Source organism: Candidatus Woesearchaeota archaeon (genome assembly GCA_021735165.1).
Lineage (GTDB): Archaea > Nanobdellota > Nanobdellia > Woesearchaeales > 21-14-0-10-32-9 > JAIPET01.
Genome location: JAIPHP010000010.1, coordinates 26,756 through 45,524 on the forward strand (window position 1 = coordinate 26,756; position 18,769 = coordinate 45,524).

General features: G+C 32.1%; 17 protein-coding genes and 1 tRNA gene. 5 read left to right on the forward strand and 13 right to left on the reverse strand.

Annotation, left to right across the window (positions count from 1 at the left end; translation table 11 throughout):
* Positions 1-85 precede the first annotated feature (85 nt).
* Positions 86-1,366, forward strand: coding sequence for an AAA family ATPase (locus tag K9L97_03445; protein ID MCF7872064.1), 1,281 nt, complete (start codon positions 86-88; stop codon positions 1,364-1,366).
* 98 nt (positions 1,367-1,464) lie between these two features.
* Here the strand turns inward: K9L97_03445 and K9L97_03450 are convergent, their stop codons facing one another.
* Positions 1,465-2,067 (reverse strand): alpha/beta hydrolase, encoded by a 603-nt coding sequence (locus K9L97_03450; GenBank protein ID MCF7872065.1) that lies wholly within the window; start codon positions 2,065-2,067, stop codon positions 1,465-1,467.
* Positions 2,068-2,228: 161 nt separating this feature from the next.
* Between K9L97_03450 and K9L97_03455 the strand changes: the two genes are divergently transcribed.
* The 3 genes from K9L97_03455 (at position 2,229) to K9L97_03465 (ending at position 7,998) form a co-directional block, all read left to right on the forward strand.
* Entirely contained in the window at positions 2,229-2,690 is a 462-nt protein-coding gene (locus tag K9L97_03455) for a hypothetical protein (GenBank protein MCF7872066.1), read from the forward strand.
* Between the two features lie 5 nt (positions 2,691-2,695).
* A complete protein-coding gene (locus K9L97_03460) occupies positions 2,696-2,971 on the forward strand; it encodes a hypothetical protein (GenBank protein ID MCF7872067.1) in 276 nt (91 codons plus the stop codon).
* Between the two features lie 143 nt (positions 2,972-3,114).
* Positions 3,115-7,998, forward strand: coding sequence for a S8 family serine peptidase (locus K9L97_03465; protein ID MCF7872068.1), 4,884 nt, complete (start codon positions 3,115-3,117; stop codon positions 7,996-7,998).
* Between the two features lie 4 nt (positions 7,999-8,002).
* Here the strand turns inward: K9L97_03465 and K9L97_03470 are convergent, their stop codons facing one another.
* Entirely contained in the window at positions 8,003-11,566 is a 3,564-nt protein-coding gene (locus tag K9L97_03470; GenBank protein ID MCF7872069.1) for an HAD-IA family hydrolase, read from the reverse strand.
* A gap of 56 nt (positions 11,567-11,622) precedes the next feature.
* Positions 11,623-12,042 carry a hypothetical protein gene (locus K9L97_03475; GenBank protein MCF7872070.1) on the reverse strand — a complete coding sequence of 140 codons (420 nt, stop codon included), beginning with the start codon at positions 12,040-12,042 and terminating at the stop codon, positions 11,623-11,625.
* Between the two features lie 113 nt (positions 12,043-12,155).
* On the opposite strand from K9L97_03475, the gene K9L97_03480 reads away from it, so the two are divergent.
* Complete coding sequence (locus K9L97_03480) at positions 12,156-13,013, forward strand: hypothetical protein (protein ID MCF7872071.1); 858 nt, start codon at positions 12,156-12,158, stop codon at positions 13,011-13,013.
* Positions 13,014-13,113: 100 nt separating this feature from the next.
* On the opposite strand, the gene K9L97_03485 is transcribed toward K9L97_03480, so the two are convergent.
* The 10 genes from K9L97_03485 to K9L97_03530 all read right to left on the reverse strand — a co-directional run bounded on the left by K9L97_03485 (position 13,114) and on the right by K9L97_03530 (position 18,508).
* Positions 13,114-14,328 (reverse strand): MFS transporter, encoded by a 1,215-nt coding sequence (locus K9L97_03485; GenBank protein MCF7872072.1) that lies wholly within the window; start codon positions 14,326-14,328, stop codon positions 13,114-13,116.
* Positions 14,329-14,401: 73 nt separating this feature from the next.
* The gene (locus tag K9L97_03490; protein ID MCF7872073.1) at positions 14,402-14,599 is read right to left on the reverse strand and encodes a DNA-directed RNA polymerase subunit N; all 198 of its coding nucleotides are present in this window, start codon (positions 14,597-14,599) and stop codon (positions 14,402-14,404) included.
* A 111-nt stretch (positions 14,600-14,710) separates the two neighbouring features.
* Entirely contained in the window at positions 14,711-15,115 is a 405-nt protein-coding gene (locus K9L97_03495) for a 30S ribosomal protein S9 (GenBank protein ID MCF7872074.1), read from the reverse strand.
* A 1-nt stretch (position 15,116) separates the two neighbouring features.
* Entirely contained in the window at positions 15,117-15,533 is a 417-nt protein-coding gene (locus K9L97_03500; GenBank protein MCF7872075.1) for a 50S ribosomal protein L13, read from the reverse strand.
* 4 nt (positions 15,534-15,537) lie between these two features.
* The gene (locus tag K9L97_03505; protein ID MCF7872076.1) at positions 15,538-15,900 is read right to left on the reverse strand and encodes a 50S ribosomal protein L18e; all 363 of its coding nucleotides are present in this window, start codon (positions 15,898-15,900) and stop codon (positions 15,538-15,540) included.
* Positions 15,901-15,978: 78 nt separating this feature from the next.
* Positions 15,979-16,062 (reverse strand) — tRNA-Leu (locus tag K9L97_03510).
* A gap of 21 nt (positions 16,063-16,083) precedes the next feature.
* On the reverse strand, positions 16,084-16,860 hold the full coding sequence (locus K9L97_03515) for a DNA-directed RNA polymerase subunit D (protein ID MCF7872077.1): 777 nt from the start codon (positions 16,858-16,860) through the stop codon (positions 16,084-16,086).
* A gap of 8 nt (positions 16,861-16,868) precedes the next feature.
* Positions 16,869-17,288: a 30S ribosomal protein S11 gene (locus tag K9L97_03520; GenBank protein ID MCF7872078.1), complete on the reverse strand. Its 420-nt coding sequence runs from the start codon at positions 17,286-17,288 to the stop codon at positions 16,869-16,871.
* Positions 17,285-18,043, reverse strand: coding sequence for a 30S ribosomal protein S4 (locus K9L97_03525; GenBank protein ID MCF7872079.1), 759 nt, complete (start codon positions 18,041-18,043; stop codon positions 17,285-17,287). The genes K9L97_03520 and K9L97_03525 overlap by 4 nt, the downstream gene beginning before the upstream one ends.
* Positions 18,044-18,058: 15 nt before the next feature.
* Positions 18,059-18,508: a 30S ribosomal protein S13 gene (locus tag K9L97_03530; protein MCF7872080.1), complete on the reverse strand. Its 450-nt coding sequence runs from the start codon at positions 18,506-18,508 to the stop codon at positions 18,059-18,061.
* Between the last annotated feature and the right edge of the window lie 261 nt (positions 18,509-18,769).

Genomic DNA, 18,769 nt, shown 5'->3' on the forward strand with positions numbered 1-18,769 from the left:
TAACCGCAGAATTTTCGGAAATCTATAGTTTTTTTCCGAATTCTGGCTGATAAATATTAAAAATAAGTTTAAGTATTCTAAAACAATGAAAGATAATTTAATTAATATTTTAATTTTGTTCCACAAACTAATGTCGGACAAGTCTCAAATAGAAAAAAATAAAGAAACAAATAATAAAGAAACAAAATCTAAAGAAAACTACAACTCTAAAGAAACCACCTCTGAAAATACAACTAGCAACTCCAAAAAAAGTCCAGAATCTCAAAATCCACACAATAAAGAAAATTCCTCAAAAAGAGAACAATCAACGAATTATGCAAAAAACTCAAATACGAACACATATGCTTCAAGACCACGAGTAAGAACACAAAAAGGTTTTCTTTCAAAAAAAGAAATTATTAAAGAACTAGATAAATATGTTGTGAATCAATACGAAGCAAAAAATGTTCTTGCAGCTGCAGGATTTATACATCAATCAAGAATAAATAAAGGTGTTGGTGATAAATCTAATGTCCTAATATTCGGACCAAGTGGTTCAGGAAAAACATATTTAGTAAGCAACCTTTCCAAAATTCTTAAGTTGCCCATGTTATCAATTGATGCAACAGCACTAACCGCGTCAGGGTATGTAGGTGAAAAAATAGATCAAAATTTTAAAAATTTCGTTCAAAACTACACTATAAATGAAATAGAAAAAGGAATTGTTTTCATTGATGAAATTGACAAATTAGCTCCTGTGACAAGAGACTCTTCTGTAGGAACCACTGAAGTTCAATATGATTTACTTAAAGTTCTTGAAGGAAAAAATATTCTAACCCAAAAAGGAAAAATTAACACAGAAAACATACTTTTTATATGCGCAGGAGCATTTTTAGGCAATGAAAAAGAAAACATACCAAGTCTTAAAGACATGGTTTTAGAACGATATTCTTCTCATAAAAAAAACGATGTAGGCTTTGTAACTCATAATACTCATAAAAACTACGAATTAGATGAAATAAATGTTTATTCTCAAGTAACTCCTAAAGATCTAAGACAGTATGGGCTCATAAATGAACTTGTTGGCAGAATCCCTTTCAGAACATTTGTAAAAGAGCTTGAAGCTATAGAGCTAAAAAAAATATTAATAGAACCAGAGAATAATTTAGTTATTAAAACAAAAAAATTTTTTGATGCTTACAATCTTGAAATAGATTTTAAAGATTCAGCTCTTGATTTTATCGCGTGGAAAGCTTTTTATGATGGTTCAGGAGCCAGAGCTCTTTCAACTTATATTCAAAACATTCAAAAAAATTTAATGGATGAAATAGATATAAAACAAAGAATTGTTTTAGATCATAAGAATATTGAAGATTACATCAAATAGATTTACACGTAAACGTTTTTATTCTTATCGGAAATGACCTAATAAAACAACGAAAAGTATTCCAAGAATCAATGCAAATACTGTTGAACTTTCCATTTTTATAACTTTTTTATTATATTAATTATTTCAGGAAACTTAGAAATCTGAAAGTGCCCTGGAATATGTTTGTAAATGTGAATATTTGCTTTTTTTAATTTCTTTTTGTATTTCTCTGTTTGACTAGGCGGAACAACGGGATCATTTTCTGAAAAGAACAAATGAACACTTTTAGAACAATTATCAATCATTGATAAATCTTTTTTTAGCTTAAATCCACCGACTAAATCTTCCCCAGAAATTGTGTTGTCATAAGGAGGACAAACTAATAATAATGCTTTAATTTTCTTAGGAAATTTATTTTCTGATAAGTACTTTGCAAGAAAGATACCTCCTAACGAACTGCCAATAAGAATTACATTGTTTTTTAATAAGGGTAGATATCTTTCAAAATGAATTTTCCATTCAGCATATTTAGCATTATCTTGTAAAGGCATTCTTGGCCTAATTATTTCATATTTTTTTCCGAGTAACTTATCCATATAATCTTTTGTCCAACTATAATATTTATCAAGAGAAATGGTTCTTGTTCTCAAATGATTAATGTAGTCTTTTTTAGATTTAAAAGTCATGCCGCCGTGAATCATAAGGATTTGAGTTCTCATAAAAGTTTTTATCTGTGCATTTATTAATAAATATTCTGATTTAATATTTGTGTTCTGAAGATTTTTAGCGCTTTGAATACAACTCCAAGGTAATACAGATATTTGCAACGCACCCTTTTAAACAACAAATTATTTAAAACCCAATACTTAAAAAAAAGATTATGAATCAAAAGGATTATGTGATGGTTTGCCCTAAGTGTGGGTCTGTTGATGTCGTGCATGATTATTCTCAACCTGCTTTAGTTGCAGGAGGTATTTTTTCATATAAGTGCAATAATTGTGAACATGTAGCTGTAAGTTTTCCAGAAGTTCAGGTTAGAGATTTACAAAAACCAAAAGAACCTCAAAAAATACAAGATAAAGTGTTTGTTGAAGAAGAATTTGGAAAGGGCATGATGGGTTTTTTTAAAATTATAGCTCCTTTAGGCGTTTTATTTAATATTTTGTTAATGGTTGAATCTGATTATTTTTGGTTCGGATTATTCGGAGTTTTTTTCTTTTTGGCTATAACTTTACTTTCTTTTGATAAGGAAATTCATAAAGATCCTCTTAAGCTTAGTATTCTTTGGATTTTTATTATTTCAGGAATACTTTTAGGTTCAATAATATTTTTTTGGAGGTAGATAATATGAAAGAAATTAAGAAAATAGATGTTTTTAGTGCAGCATTAATTCAAGGAATTATCTCTGCAATGGTTGGTTTGTTAATTGGAATCTTCATGACCATAATTGCAAGTATCAGTCCTGTTGCAACACCTTTTTTAGGGATTGCGTTTGGCGTTGCGTCTATAATTATCATGCCTGTCTTTTACGGATTGATTGGTTTTGTATTCGGTGCACTTAGCGTTTGGGTTTATAATTTGATTGCTGGGCGGATTGGAGGAGTAAAGATAGATTTGAAGTAAATTTATTTTTATTTTTTTAGCTGTAACAAGGGTTATTTTTAAGCATTTAATTATAGAATTTTAAAGTTTTGACGTCTTTTGTTGCAAAATATTTAAAAATTAAAGGTTTATTTTGTATGTAGAGAGGATTTGAGGGAAGCATTATGATGAAATTTCTTGGTATGATATTGTTGATTTTTTTAGTGTTTAATGTTTCTGCCATGGCAGTTCCTTCAAATGTCGTTTACGATTCTGTTGAAGAAAAGATTCTTAATGAGGGAAACGCTAGAGTCATAGTTAAAGTTTTAGAGCACAAACCTGAAAAAAAGAAGAGTTCCAAGTTTGGTGTTTCTTTAGCTTCTAATGAAGCATCTAATGTTCAAAATTTGCCTATAATTAATGGTTTTTCAGGTGTTTTAACTATAGACGGTTTAAAGAAGCTTGAAGACTCCGGTTTAAAATATGAAATTTTTGAAGATACAATGATTCAGTTAACGCCTATTAAGTCAGAATATGAGGTTGCTTTGACAACTAGCAGAGATAGTGTTGGTGCTTCAATTGTAGAATCTAATTATAATATTACAGGCAGAGGCGTAAAGGTTGCAGTCATTGATACTGGAATTGATTATACTCATGAAAGTTTAGGAGCTTGCAACCCTAGACAGATTAATTACACTGGTACCCCTATCTTTTTGAATGAAACTGATTCTGAACTTGTTAACTCTACTATTGCGTATGATGGGTTAGTTGTTGAGTCTGGTCATCCATATACGGATAATACTTCACATGAGTGGAATATTACGATGCCTGGTTTTGAAAATATTAGTGTTCATTTTAGTTTGTTGGAATTAGAAGGAGGGTATGATTATATTTATGTATATGATGGTGGCGGAAGTTTAGTTGCTAATTATACTGGTAATATGACTGGTGTTTGGAGCCCTCATGTTTCAGGGAATACTACTAGAATAGTATTAGATTCAGATAGCGGGGTTTCAAAGCAAGGTTTTATTATTGATCGAGTTCTTAATGGTACGTCTAGCACTATTTATAATTGGTCTTCTTGTTCTAAAATTAAGGGCGGATATGATTTTTTTGAGGGAAATGAAGATCCTATGGATGATCATTATCATGGAACTCATGTTGCAGGTATAGTTGGAGGTAATGGAACCATTACAGGTATTGCTAAGGATGCTGAACTTTACGCTTTGAAAGCTTGCGATTATGGGGGTGCATGTTTTACTTCTGCAATTCTTAGTTCTTTGCAGTGGGCTCTTGATAATAATATGGATATTGCTAGTCTTTCAATCTCTTCAGGTATTAATGCGGATCTTTTAAATAGCAATACAGGTTTATCTGCGGTTAGTCAAGCAGTAAATACTGCGGCGAGCAATGGTTTAATTGTTGTGGTTGCTGCAGGTAATACTGGTCCTGGTGTAAATACTATTGGAAGTCCTGCAGATGCTGTTTCTGCAATTAGTGTTGGCGCTTCAAGTGATTATCAAAATACTGATTTAAGTGATGATTACGTTGCTAGTTTTAGTGCTCGTGGACCTAGTGCGTTTGGAAGATTAGATCCTGACTTAGTTGCGCCTGGTTATTTGATTTATAGCACTAGCATCGGAAATACTTATGTTACTATTTCAGGTACGAGTATGGCAACTCCTCATGTTTCTGGCGCTGCTGCGCTTTTGTTGGAAGAGTTTGGTTCCTTAACTCCGAGTCAAATTAGAGCAATGCTTATGGCTTCTTCACATAATATTTCTGGAAGTGTTTTAGAGAAGGGTGCAGGTCAGCTTAATGTTCTTAATGCTTTGAATCTTAACATGTATGCATTAGCTAATTATACGGATCCTACAAGTAACGTAGTTTCTTCTGATAGATGGGAATTTGTTGTTGATAGATATGGTTCTAATTCTGTTAATCTAACTATTTTTAATCGTAATAATTATGAAATTAATTTTACTTTTGCTATTGATTCTTTTAACGATTTAGTTTCGGGTTTTGATTTTAATGAATCTGATTTTTCAATTCCTAGTTTAGTAATTGTTCCTGCTAATAGCAACATTACTTTTCAGATTAATTACAGCGTTAGTGATTATTTTAATGCCGTGCCTGGTACTTATGCAGGTATTTTGAGAATGTATGGGCTTGGCAATAATGGGAGTTCTTCTGTTTCTAAGAATATTTCTTTCCCTATTGTCACAACAATGCCCATTAGTTATGATTATACTGGTAATTTTACTTCTTCTTATTCTGAATATGAGAGGCCTTCTGATAATATTAGTGTTGATGGAGACAACATTTATTTTGCGCTTACATCTAATGTTGATAGTTTATTTAATGTTTCTGTTAGTTATTCTAGTTATGAACCTGTTTTCAATATATCTATTTTTAATAGTACAGGGAGATTTTTAAGCAATGATGATTCTTTTAATAAGACCAGTATTAATTTAAGTTCTTCTGTTACAATTTCTGATAACGTGCACTGGATTCAAGCTTATAATTATAATACGAGTACGCCTTTTGTTTTTACTTTATCTGTTTCTGACAACATTAGTAATTCCGCGCCTAATATTTTTAATGTTACAACTCTTGCAGGTTCAGATAATTTAACTTTTGTCAGGCCTAATAATGTTACGTTGGTTTTGAATTTTAATGATAGTGATGACGATTTTGTTACGGTAAGCATTAATGATTCTTATTATTCTAATATTTCTGGTAATGGACGAAATATGTCTGTTTTTTATAGGGGTACTGATGAGTCTTGTTTTGGCAATCATTCTGTTTTATTTACTTTAGTTGATGAAGAAGCTAATTCCGTTAATTATACTGCTAACATAACTGTTTTAAGTCCTGTTGATTATTCGCCTATTTTTTTAAGTAGTTCTCCATGGCATGGTAATGTTAGTGTTTCTGAGTTTCAAAATCAGAGTTTTAGTGTTAGCGTTTGTGATGTTAATAGTTATTCTTTGAATTATTATTGGTTTTTGAACGGTAGTAATATTCTTAATGGTTCTGAGTACAATTTTTCAGGTAATTCTTCTTATGCCGATTATAATTTGACGTTGATAGTTTCCAATAATTTCAGCAATTCTTCTGTTGGATGGAATTTGAGTGTTGTTCCTAATGTTGCTCCAATTATTCATAATGTTTTTAATTTTAGTAATGGTACAGATTTTGTTTTTAATAGGTCAGAGATTGCTTATATAAGATTGAATTTTTCTGATGCTAATAATGATTCTGTTTCTTCAACTATTAATGAATCGGATTATTCTTTAGTTAGTTCTGATAATGTTAGTGCTTTGTTTTCTTTGAATACTAGTGCTACTTGTTTGATGAATCATTCTGTTGTTGTTAATGTTTCTGATGAGTTTGGCAATTATAGTTTAGCTGAAAAAAATATTAGCATTTTAACAGATATTGATTATCCTCCAATCATATATTCTTATGACGGCATCAACAATTTTGTTGTTAATAATGGTTCTTCTTATGTTCTTAATATAACTGTTTGTGATGGCAATAATAGAAATATGACTATTTATTGGTTTGTTAATGAAAGTATTATTTCTAGTTCTGAAAATGATACTTCTTTTAATATTGTTGATTCTGTTCTTCCTATGAGAAATAATAATGTTACAGTTATTGTGAGTAATGGGGTTAGTAATGTTAGTCATGAGTGGAACATTATAAGAAATAATCCTGTTTCGTATTATACTGCTGAGGATATTCCTAATTTATCTTGGGATCAAGGCAGTAGTGAGAGTGATGCTTTTGAGATTGATGATTATTTTAGGGATGCGGATGGTGATAGCATTTCTTATTATTTGATAAATGGTTCTAGTATTTCTATGTCTATTAGTAATAATTTGGTTTCTTTTACTTCTTCATCTAGTTATTCTGGTTCAAGAGAGGTTTATATTAGAGCTACTGATGGCTATAGTAATGCCACAAGCAACATTTTTACTTTGACTGTTAATTCTGTTTCTTCTCCAGGCTCTACTACTAGTTCGAGCACAAACAGTCCTGGTAGTAATTTGGGTTCTGATGATACTAGCGGTGTTGTTGAATATTCTAAGCTTTTTACGACTGCTTCTGGAACAATTGAGTTGTCTGAGGATTATTCGAGTGTTGCTATTAATAATGTTAAGGTTTCTTTGAATGGAGAAAGATCTAATGTTAGAATTGGTGTGAAAAAGCTTGATGGTTCAGAGGAACCTTCTTATGTTTCTGATTTTGGTTTTGTTAAGTATCAGGTTTTAGAGATTGAGCATGAGAATTTGGATGATTCAGATATTTCTGATGTCAAAATAGGGTTTAAAGTTCCTAAAACTTATGTTTTAACTCAGAGCATTAGTAGGAACGATATTGTTCTTTATAGATATTCTGATGGAAAGTGGAAGCCTTTGAGTACTTCTTATACTGGTGTTTCTGGAGATAATTATTTGTTTGAAGCAGATAGTCCTGGTCTTAGTACTTTTATTGTTGGACATGAAGAAAAATCTGTTGTTTCTCAGTCTAATAATGAAATAAGTGGAGATAATCAGGATTCATCTAAAAATTCAAATTCAGGTTTTGTTAGTGGTTCTGATAATAATAGTGTTAATGGAACAGGGTTAGGTTCTAAAGGTGTACTTTCTGGCGTTGTTGTTGTGAGCTATGTTGTATTCGGGATTTTTATTGTTTTAGGCATTTTTATTGTTGTTAAGCATCATTTGCAATTGGTTCATGATGAGAAGAATTCTAAATTAAAAAGTAAAGATAAGAAATTCAAAGTCCAACCTAGAGTCAAAAGAGATGATTTTAAGCATACTAAGATTAGTATTCCTGGTTATTCTGATACGGAAAAGAAAAGTAAGAAAAATAATGTTAATTATGTTTCGTCTGAATCAAGTTATGTTTTTGATATGAGGAAAAAGATTGCTGATAAGCTTAAAGAAAAAAGCGAGTTTTTTAAAACTAGGTTAAAGGAAGGTTCTAAGAAAACTAAAGATTTAATTAAGAGCAAGAAAAAAGATAAATATGAACATGGAAGAATAAAGCTTGATTAAACTTTTATTTTATTATTATTGCAGGTTTTCCTGGTATTGCGTTTCCTGCTTTGTTTTCTTTTGACTTATCTCCTAATTCTAGTTCTATAGTGCAGTTGAATTCTTTTTCTAGGTTTTCTTTGTTGTCTTTGAGGTTTTTTAGTTCTTCTTCTAAGTTTATTGTTTGTTTGGGAATTTTTGATTCATCTTTTAGAAATGCAGGTATTAATTTCATTATGTCTTTCCCGTTTTTCTTTAGTTCTGTTTTCATGACTTTTGATATTATGTCTTTTGGGTTTCTTGTTTCTTTTATTGTCTCTTTGAACAATTTTATGAATTCATATTTCCATTTCTGACTTAATATTATTTTTATTTTTTCTGGGTTTTCTTTTCCTAGTAGTTTTAGCAATTGTCTTAAGTCTTCTTTTAGGTTGTCTATTGATTCGTCTAAGTAATCAAGTTTTTCATCTATTAAATCTTCGTTGTGTTTTGGCCATTTTTCTAGGGATATTAATTTTTTATTTCCTAGTTTTTCCCATAGTTCTTCTGCTGTGTGAGGACAAAAGGGCGCTAAGAGTTTAATGTAGCATTCTAAATCTGTTTTGCTTATTCCTTTTTCTAAGTGTTCAAATAATTCTCTTATTTGTATTATGGCAATATTATATTTCATGTTTTCAATATTTTCTGTTACGTTCTTAATTGTTGCATGTAATTTATTTTTTACTTTTGAATTTGTTTCTATTTGTGTTTTTGTTTCTTTGTAGTTTTCTATGAAATTTATTATTTTGTTTAGGAATCTTTGACTTCCTTCTGCTCCTTTATCTGACCAGTTTATGTCTTTGTCTGGACTGGCTTGAGAAACTAAGAACATTCTCGCGCTATCTAATCCGAATTTTTCAGAGACGGTTTCTGGCAATATAATGTTGCCTTTTGATTTTGACATTTTTTCTCCGTCCGGGCCTTGTAACATGCCTTGGTTGAATAATTTTTTTGCTGGCTCATCAAAGTTTAACAGTCCTATATCTCTTAGGAATTTAGTGTAGAATCTTATGTAAATTAAGTGCATACATGCGTGTTCTTTTCCGCCTATGTATGTATCAACAGGACACCAGTAATCAGCTTTTTGAGAAGTGAATGGCGTTTCATTATTTTTAGGGTCTGTGTATCTTAGGTAGTACCATGAGCTGTTTACAAAGGTGTCCATGGTATCTGTTTCTAATCGATATTCTTTTCCTTCAATATTTATTTTGTGACTCTTTGAGGTTTCTAAGGGGTTTCCTTTTCCTTCTTCAAATGTTACGTCTTCAGGAAGAGTTATGGGGAGCATTTCTTCAGGAACGGGCTTAGGTTTGTTGTTTTCATCGTAATATATTGGTATTGGTGTTCCCCAGTATCTTTGTCTTGAAATAAGCCAATCTCGTAATCTAAAATTAACTGTTTGTTTTCCTTTTTCTATAACTTCAAGTTTTTTTGTTATAATTTCTTTTGCTTTTTCTGATTCTAAACCATCGAATTCATAGCTATTTACAAGTATTCCATGTTCTGTGTAAGCTTGTTTTTGATCAAGAACTTCTTTTAATAGTTCTGGGAATTCTTTTGTTTTCATATCTCCTTCAGTGAGATGTCCTTTGCCTTTAAGTTCAGTAATTTTGCCGCCTAAGATTTTATTTATTTCTTTTACACTTTTTATTATGTCTTTATTATCGTCATCAGAGTAAATTATACTTAAAGAATCTAAACAGTTTTTAGTTTTTGAACTTAAGTTGAAACTGTATAGGTCTGTTATTCTTTTTGTTCTTTCATCTTCTACGTAAGCAGGAGCTGCTAATACAACTTTATGCACTTTCTTTTTTGTTTCTTGTAAATATCTTAAAATGAATGCACAACCAGCACTATGTCCAATAAGTATCGAATTTTCATTTATGTTATTCTTTTCAAAGATTTTTTTCCATTCTTCATAGTTTGGTTTCCAGTCGCTAGGATATAATTCGTTAGACACATTCATTCCAACTTTTTCAAGTTCTTTTTTTAGCCATGGTTTCCAGTGTCTTTCATTTTCTCTGCAGGGGTTCATTGCTTTTTCTTCGTTTGCATTTGATCCGTGTACTATTATGCAATTCTGGTTCTTTGGTTTTATTACCTGTTTTATTGGTATGTTGTACTTCTTTGCGAATTCATAATCTCTTTGATCGTGTGCTGGTACTGCCATTACCATTCCGCTTCCATAATCTGCAAGGACGAAGTTTCCTGCGTATACAGGGATTTGTTCGCCTGTAAGAGGGTGTATTGCGTAGCTTCCTGTAAATACGCCTTCTTTTTCCATTTGGTCTATGTCTTCTGCTTTTATGCTGTGAATTGTTTTTTTGAATTTTTCAACTTCTTCTTTTTGTTCTTTTGTTATTAATTGGTTTAGTTTTGGATGGTTTGCGGCAACTACTAAGAAGGTTACTCCCATTAGTGTGTCTGGTCTTGTTGTGAATACTGGCCATTTTGAGTTTAATTCTTTTTTTAAGAATTCTTTGACTTTTGGTATGTCTTGATTGTAGAGGTGTGTTTTTATTCCTATTGATTCTGCAGATTTTTTTGCTTCTTCTCCATGTTCAAAGTAAATTACGTTTTCTGATTTTAGGGCGTATTTTTTTAATAGGGTTTCGTAATATTTTGGGTTTTCTTTTGAAGGGTTGAATTCTTGCGTGAATATTTCATAGTTAATTTTTGAAAATAATTTTGTGTGGAGTTCTTTTTTTGCATTTGTTAGCACTATTTTTTTGTTAGGTAATGAATCTAGAAATTTTTTTAATTCTATGTTTACGTTGCCTTTTTCATCAACTAATGTGTGGACTGCGTCTACAAAGATTGTTTTTTGGTTTGGTATTTCAAATATTATTTCTGAGCCATAAGATTTGTTTATCCAGTTTGTTTGGAGTTTTTTTATTAGTTCAGGCCAGTTTTCTAATTTTTTTATTCCTTCGTATAGTTCGTCTGCATACTCTGTTATTTTAAGATACCACTGCGCAAGTTTTTTTACTTCTACTTCTGTATCTTCGTGTCTCCAGCACTTTCCGTTGTGTACTTGTTCATTAGCAAGGACTGTGTTGCATTTTGGGCACCAGTTCACGCTTGATTCTTTCTTGTATACTAGGCCTTTTTTGTACATTTGTAAGAATATCCATTGGTCCCATTTGAAGTATTCTGGTGTGTGGGTTTGAATCATTCTGTCCCAGTCATAGCTTAGTCCTAGGGATTTCATTTGTTTGATGTAGTTTTTTATTGCTTCTTCTGTGAATTCTTTTGGGTGTCTTCTGTTTTTTATGGCAGCGTTTTCTGCTGGTAGGCCAAATGAATCAAAGCCCATTGGGTAGAGAACGTTAAAACCTTGCATTCTTTTGAATCGAGCGTAGATGTCTCCTATTGTGTAATTTAATGCATGACCCATGTGAAGTCCTGAAGCTGATGGATAGGGGAACATTTCAAGAACGTAGTATTTTGGTTTTTTGCTCTTTTCATCTGCTTTGAATGCCTGTTTTTCTTCCCATTTAGTTTGCCATTTTTCTGTTATTTGTTTGTGATTTATCTTTTCCTGAGCCATATCCTAGAGTTGTGAGAGGTTATTTATTAAGGTTTTTATGTATTTTAATGGTTTATTCAAAAAAACAAGCTCCGGTTCTCCACGTAATTTTGAGAATTGTTGTACATTGAATCACATCTGTCTATTATTTTTACAAGAGTGCTGTCTTCTATTGGCTTTTTTAGGTTTGAAGGATGTCTTGAATGGGGTTGCATCCTGTATTGTTCTAGTTCTGGAAAGAGTTTTGATTCGTATTCGCGCATTCTTAGCAGGCTTTGTGATAACATAAGTCTTTTAAAGCTCGTTTTTGGTTCCTCGAGTATTTTGCTGGATGTCTTTTTCGTTATTTCTGCTGTTTCTTTTATTGAGTTTTTTTGTGCATTGTAGTTCATATTTGCATTAATTTCGTGTGTTGCTACTGCTAGTGTTATAAACACAAGTGTGCTTATTAATGCATCTTTTCCATATGTTTTTATTTTTTCAAGTGTATTATTCATTTTTTCACCTCTTTTTGTTATTACTATTTAATAGTGTTTAAAATGTTTAATAATGTTGGTTCAATAATAATTAAACCAAAAAGTTTAAATATAGAATTAAATTATTTAGTTTAATGAGTTTAAGTATTGATTTGCCTCTTGGAAAAGAAAATAGTACTAAGAACTTGATATTTTCAATATTAACAAAAGAATATCCTCTGAAGTTAATTGAACTTACAAACTATATCAAAAGAAGATATGGAAAATCTGTGACTTTTCAGGCAGTAAGAAAAGCAGCGCTCGAACTTGAAGAAAACGAAGTGCTTGTCAAAGAAAAAAATGAATTTAGAATAAACAAGCAATGGGTAGCTGATGCAAAGAAAACAGTAGATAATCTCTATGAAGACTTAAATAAAGACAAATCAACTCCAGAAGGATTGGATTCTATAAGAGGAGAAGTGTCTGTGTTTACTTTTGATTCGCCTAATGAAATGATAAAATTCTGGTATTCAATCATGAAGAATTGGATTGGAAATTTTAAGAAGGGAGATCATGATTTTAATTGTTATCAAGCACCTCATATTTGGGAGGCTCTTTTGCATCCTGATAAAGAAAAAGAGACTCTTCTGAATTTTATTAAGAAGGGAATAAAGTGCTACTCTTTAACAACGGGAGGAACTCCTCTAGACAGGTATGCCAAGAGATTCTATGAAAAAATGGGTGTAAAGACAGAGTTCATAAAATCACTATCAGACTTTGATAGAACTTATTTTGTTGCAACTTACGGAGAGACAATAGTGCAAGTCTATTATCCTAAGAAAGTAATAGATAAGCTTGAAGAATTTTATAAAAAAAATGTTTCTCTTGAAGATTTAGATGTTCATGAACTTTCTGAAATTATGAATATCGACATTAAAACAAAGATGACTGTCATAAAGAATCTTGAAATGGCTAAACAGATTAATAAATCAATTATTAGTCAGATTGAGTAGTTAGTATTTTTTCCAAATTTCATCTGCTTCACTGCACCCCATAATTCTTTCATTTTTTCTAATTGAATGTTGAGCAGTTCGTACATTTTATATTCTTTTTTTAATTTTTCTTATAAAGTTTACTGAATTTATTTTTTGTGTGCTTTTCTCCGTTTCTTATCATTAGGAATAATCCGTTTAGCAAAATTATTATTCCGAGGACAAGTATTGCTGTGTACATTGAAAAGGCTCCTGTTAGGTATCCTGCTATTGGCAGTATGATTGATTTACCTAGTTCTTTCATCAGTTGTAGTGTGCTTTCAAGTGTTGCTCTTTGTTTTGAACTTATATTTTGGTTAAATAGGTTGTTTGCTATTGGGCTTCTTATGTTTTCTATTATTAGTATTAAGAAAAGAAGAGCTATTCCTATGTAAGATATCCATCCCAAACCTAATATTATTGCAGGTATTGCTGCTAGTAATGTTACCATATTTATTGTGTGTATTGTACCCATATTTTTTTCTACTAAGTATGAATATCTTACAGCTAGTGCGCTGAGTAGGAGGCCTATGCTGTATATTAATCCAAATATTTCTATTGGTACCCCTGTTACTTTCATATATGGTTGTATGTATTTGTCAATTGCAGCTATTGCTCCTGAGAATATTGTGATGTTTAAAACAAGTCTTACTAAGAATTTATGTCTATATAAGTATTTTATTGAATCTTTTACGTGATTTAGAGATTCTGTTATTGATATTTTTTTGTTTTCTGCTTCTTTTATTTTTTCAAAGCTTACTGCTAATAAAAAATTTAGGAATGCTGGTATTGTTGCTATGAAGAATACCCAGCTGAATCCTAGCAAGGATGCTATTAATCCTCCTGCAAGAGTTGCTAGTGATTCTCCTATTCTTCCGTAGAATTTTTGTTTTCCTTTAACTTCCGTATAACCTGGGAGTTTATTTTTGTCTGTTTTATTTTGTTCTATGTAATCGTAGACGAATCCTGTTTCTGTTCCGCTTCTTAATGCGTTGCCTAGTTCATATATTATTTGGAACATTACAAATGACCAAAACGTATTAGAAAATCCAAATCCTAGATATGCTATTATGAGGACTAATTTTCCTATGATTATTGTTTTTCTTTTTCCATATAGGTCTGCGAGTACTCCTGTCGGTATTTCTATTAGGAGGCTGAATATGCTGCCTATTGTGAATATTAGGAATATTTCTTGTAACGATAGAAAGTGTGATTGTAAAAATATTATAAAGATCGGCGTGAAATATGTTTGGTTTTTTAGAAATGAAGTTAAGTAAAATTTTTTTATTTGGTCCATATTCTTTTTATTAGGATATTTTATTTATATGTGTTTTGGGTTTTTTAAAATTAAGAAAAAATATTTTGCGTTTTTAGAATTTTTTGAATTCTGAAACTACATCTATTAGGTCTACGTGTCCTAAAAATACTCCTCTGCAACAGCTTCTTTCTAGTCCTAAATCGTCTAATACTTTTTTTGGGTCGTCTCCTTTTGCTACTTTTTCTTTGAAGGTTTCCCAATTTTGACCTATTGGTTTTCCGCAACTAAAACATCTGACTGGTATAATCATCTTCTATTCTCACCTATATGGTTTTTGTTTTATTTAAGCTTGACTTGAATGCCCAGAAATCATCTGTATGATTTCTGTCGTGTACAAACTTGTTTTGTGTACCCAAAAGTCTTATCTGTAAGACTTTTGTCGTTTGGCTCTTGCTTTTCCTTGACTGTTTGGTTTTCTTGTTTCTTTAAATCTTACGTCTGCTACTAAGAGTTGTCTGTCGTAGTCCAAGTATTTTTCTCTTAGTGTTGTATCTTGTTTTGATAGTGCTTTTGCGATTGCTAGTCTTGCTGCATCTGCTTGACTGCTTGTTCCTCCGCCTTTTACTTTTACGGTTATATTGAATTTTTTTGTTTGGTCTCCTGCTAGTATTATTGGTTCTAGTATTCTCATTTTGGCCATTTTTGGTTCTACTATGTCTATTAATTTGTTATTTACTATGAATACTCCTTTTCCTGGTTTTATGGTTGCTCTTGCAATTGCACTTTTTCTTTTTCCGCTTTCGTGTATTACTTTGTTATTGGCCATTTTAATCGAACTTTGCTCCTAATTGTTTGCTTATTTCTCTTATGTACATAAATTTTGCGTTTGTTTTTTCAACGCTGAATTGATTTAGTGTTTCTATCTTTTCGTTTTTCATGCTGTTTGGTATTCCTATGTAGCATTTTATTCTTGATAGTGCTTCTCTTCCTCTTGGTTTTTTGTATGGTAGCATGCCTCTTAATGTTCTTTTTACTAGCATGTGAGGCATTCTAGGAAAGTATGGTCCTACTAGTGGTGCTCCTCTTTCTCTTGCTTGTTTAAATGATGCAAATACTTTTTGTGGGTGTCCTGTTATGACTGCTTTTTCACAGTTTACTAAGTGTATTGTTTGTCCTAAGAGCGCATTTTTTGCTACGTAGGTTCCTAATCTTCCTATTATCATATCTGTTGCGTCGATTATCATTTTTTTATCCCAATATTTTAATGTTTTTTCCTGTTGGATTTTTTTTCATTAAGTCTGTAATTGTTATTGCTTCTCCTTTTTCGTTTATTTTTGTTAGTGCATCTTCTGAGAAGTTGTATGCTGCTACTTTTATTTTGTGAGTTATTGTTCCTGTTCCTAATACTTTTCCAGGTACTATTATTGTGTCGTTTTCTTTTGAGTATTGTGCTAATTTGTATATGTTTATTATTCTTCTTTGTCTTACAGGTTTTTCTAGGTCTTCTGCTACTCGTTTCCAGATTTTTACATTGTTATCTATCGATAACTTTTTTAGTTCTGAAATGAGTTTTTTTAGTTCTTCGTTCCTTACGTTTTTTCTTTGTTTCATTTTTAATCCTTTGAGTTTCATGTGTTATGGTTTTAGCGCCGTGTTTTTTTCAGGTAATTCTTTTTTTGAAGTTTTTTATGCGGGGGACGAGGTTTGAACTCGCGCACCCACTAAGGGACTAGGCCCTCAACCTAGCGCATTTGACCACTCTGCCACCCCCACGTTATCGGGTTGGTGTTCTCTTTATGAGTTTTTCATGAGTTTTGCAAACTCATCTATTTGATCATTATATTGTTTTATTCCTTCTTCTACTATTTCAGTTGGATTCAGTTGTCCCCAACTTTCTATTGTGAATATGTATTCTTTTATTGGGTTATTGTATTCTATTTTTACTATATCGTTATCTACGTCTGTGCAAGCATCTATTAGCTCTGGCGTATTTATTTTTTCTTGCAATATTTCGCCTTTTTTGACTATTTGTGGAGGGAATTTATGTATTGAGTCTTTTAGTTTTGCTGATTTGTTGTTCACTGTTATTTTTGGTTTGTAGTAGTAGGATACTAGTCCTGTGTTCCATTTTGCGTGGTTTATTCCTAGTCCTAATTGTGCTGTTGCTAAAAGTTCTACTTCTTGGTTTTCTGTAAGTTTTACTATTGGGGTGTCTGCGTGTACCGGTATTACTTTTGCATCTTTTGAAACTAGGTCTGAGGCATATATTGTTTTTGGTCCTGCTACTTTTAATGTTAATTTTAAGTGTGTTGCAGCGGATTCTTCTTCTCCTTCTTTTGGCACGTTGTAGCTTTTTAGGTCTGTTTTTATTGCGAGTAATCCTAATCTGTGTGCGATTATTTCATCGTATAGTGCACTTGTGTTCTGTTTGAATTCTACAGTTGATATTGCCATTGTTGGAACTTCGCCCATGAATATTCTTCTTAGTGTGTTTATGTATGCAGGCGTAGGTCCATTTATTTCAAAGGTTAATTTTTCATTCTTTTTTTTCTCTATGAGTTGAAGTTTCATTTTTAGATTTATACTCTCCTTCCTCTTCTTCCGCCTTTTTTTCTGCATCCTCCGTGTGGTAGAGGTGTTACGTCTTCTATTAGGCCTATTCTTAGTCCTCGTCTTGATAGTGCTCTTACTGCTGCTTGTGCTCCTGGTCCAGGGTTCATTGGTCCGTTGTGTCCTCCTGGAGCTTTTATTTTTACGTGTATGCTGTTTATACCTTTATCTAATGCTAGTTCTGCTGCTTTTTTTGCTGCTGCCATAGCTGTTGTTGGACTGCTTTCTAGTCTGTCTGATCTGACCATTTGTCCTCCGCTTGCTAGCGCGATTGTTTCTGATCCTGTTAGGTCTGTTATGTGTATTATTATGTTATTGTAAGAAGCGTAAATGTTTGCTAGTCCCCATCTTCCGACTGGTCTTCGTTGCTGCTCTTTTCTTTCGCTCATTCTTTATCCTCTTGTGTTTTTTCTTGTTCTTTTGATTCTGATTCTGATTCTGATTCTGTTTGTTTTGGTGATTCTGTTTCTTGTTTTTTCTTGGATTCAGATTCTGATTTAATGCCTTCTTTAGTTTCTGATTTAGGTTCTTCCTTTTTAGTTTCTGATTTAGTCTCTTTTTTAGTCTCTACTTTGCTCTCTTCCTTTTTAGCCTCTGATTTAGTCACTTTAGTGATTTCTTCGGCTTCTTTTTTTAGTGGTTTTCTCTCTGGGTGATCAGGATCTTCAAAAGTAGAACCTGATACGTATCCTATTGAATTTTCTTCATTTAACCTTATCAAGTAACCTGGCGCAGTAATCATTTTCCCGTTTACAGTCACGTGTTTGTGCGTTATCATTTGTCTTGCTTGCTGTACGCTTCTTGCAAGTCCTTTTTTGAATAGTATTGTTTGTAGTCTTCTATCAAGTAATTGATTTAGTTCTAATCCTAAAATTTCATCAAAGTCGTTTGATGTTATAAGATTTAGTGATTTTAATTTTGTTACTAGTTGTGTTCTTTCTTTTTCTGATTGTGTGTCTGTTCTTGCAACTAAGGCTTTTGCTGTATCTTTGAAATTTTTGAGTTTTGAGCCTGCTTTCCAGATTTCTCTTTTGTTTTTCAAGCCGTATTCTTTCATTAGTGGCTTTTCAAAATCTATCCTGTCTTTTTGCCAAGGATGCCTTGGTGTTTCAAATTTGTTGCTTGTTTTTCTTGGATCTCCCATTTTATATCATATCGTTTATTTTTTTCTTTTTACGCCTAAGCCTTTGCCTTTTTGTCGTCTGAAGTTAGATTTGGTTTTCTGTCCTCTTACAGGTAGTCCCCATTGATGTCTTAGGCCTCTGTAAGATTTTATTTTTTTAAGTCTTTTTAGGTCATTGTCTTTTGTGAATGTTAGATCTGCATTTAGTATGTGAAAGTCTTCTCCTGTTTCGTAGTCTTTTCTTCTGTTGTAAAGCCAGGTTGGTACGTCATGATTTTTTGGGTTGTTTATTACTTCATTTATTTTTGTTACTTCTGTATCTGATAGGTTTCCTGCTTTTTTTGTCTTTTGCACTCCTGATATTCCTAGAACCATGTTCGCATACATTATATTTACGCCTTTTATTTTTGTCATTGCAAAAAGAACATGTTTATTACCATCTAGGTCTGTATTTGCTATTCTTACAATGTGTTTGAATTCTGCCATTTTTTTGTCACATATCTCCGAAAAGCTTTTAGAACGCGTATAATTTGGTCCTGCACGCTTTCACTCGGACGTTTTAGTGTTGGAAAACAAGTTGGTTTATAAAGGTTTTGTTTAGCGCTGAGTTTTGTGTTATCCTGTAAGTATTTCCCTTCGATACCTTTTTTCGTTTTATCATTTATTAAACCTCCGCTTTCAACTTTCGTTGAAAGGCTTGTTCTGGTGTTTCCAGAACATTAAATCTAAGAGCCATGTGTGGCCTTA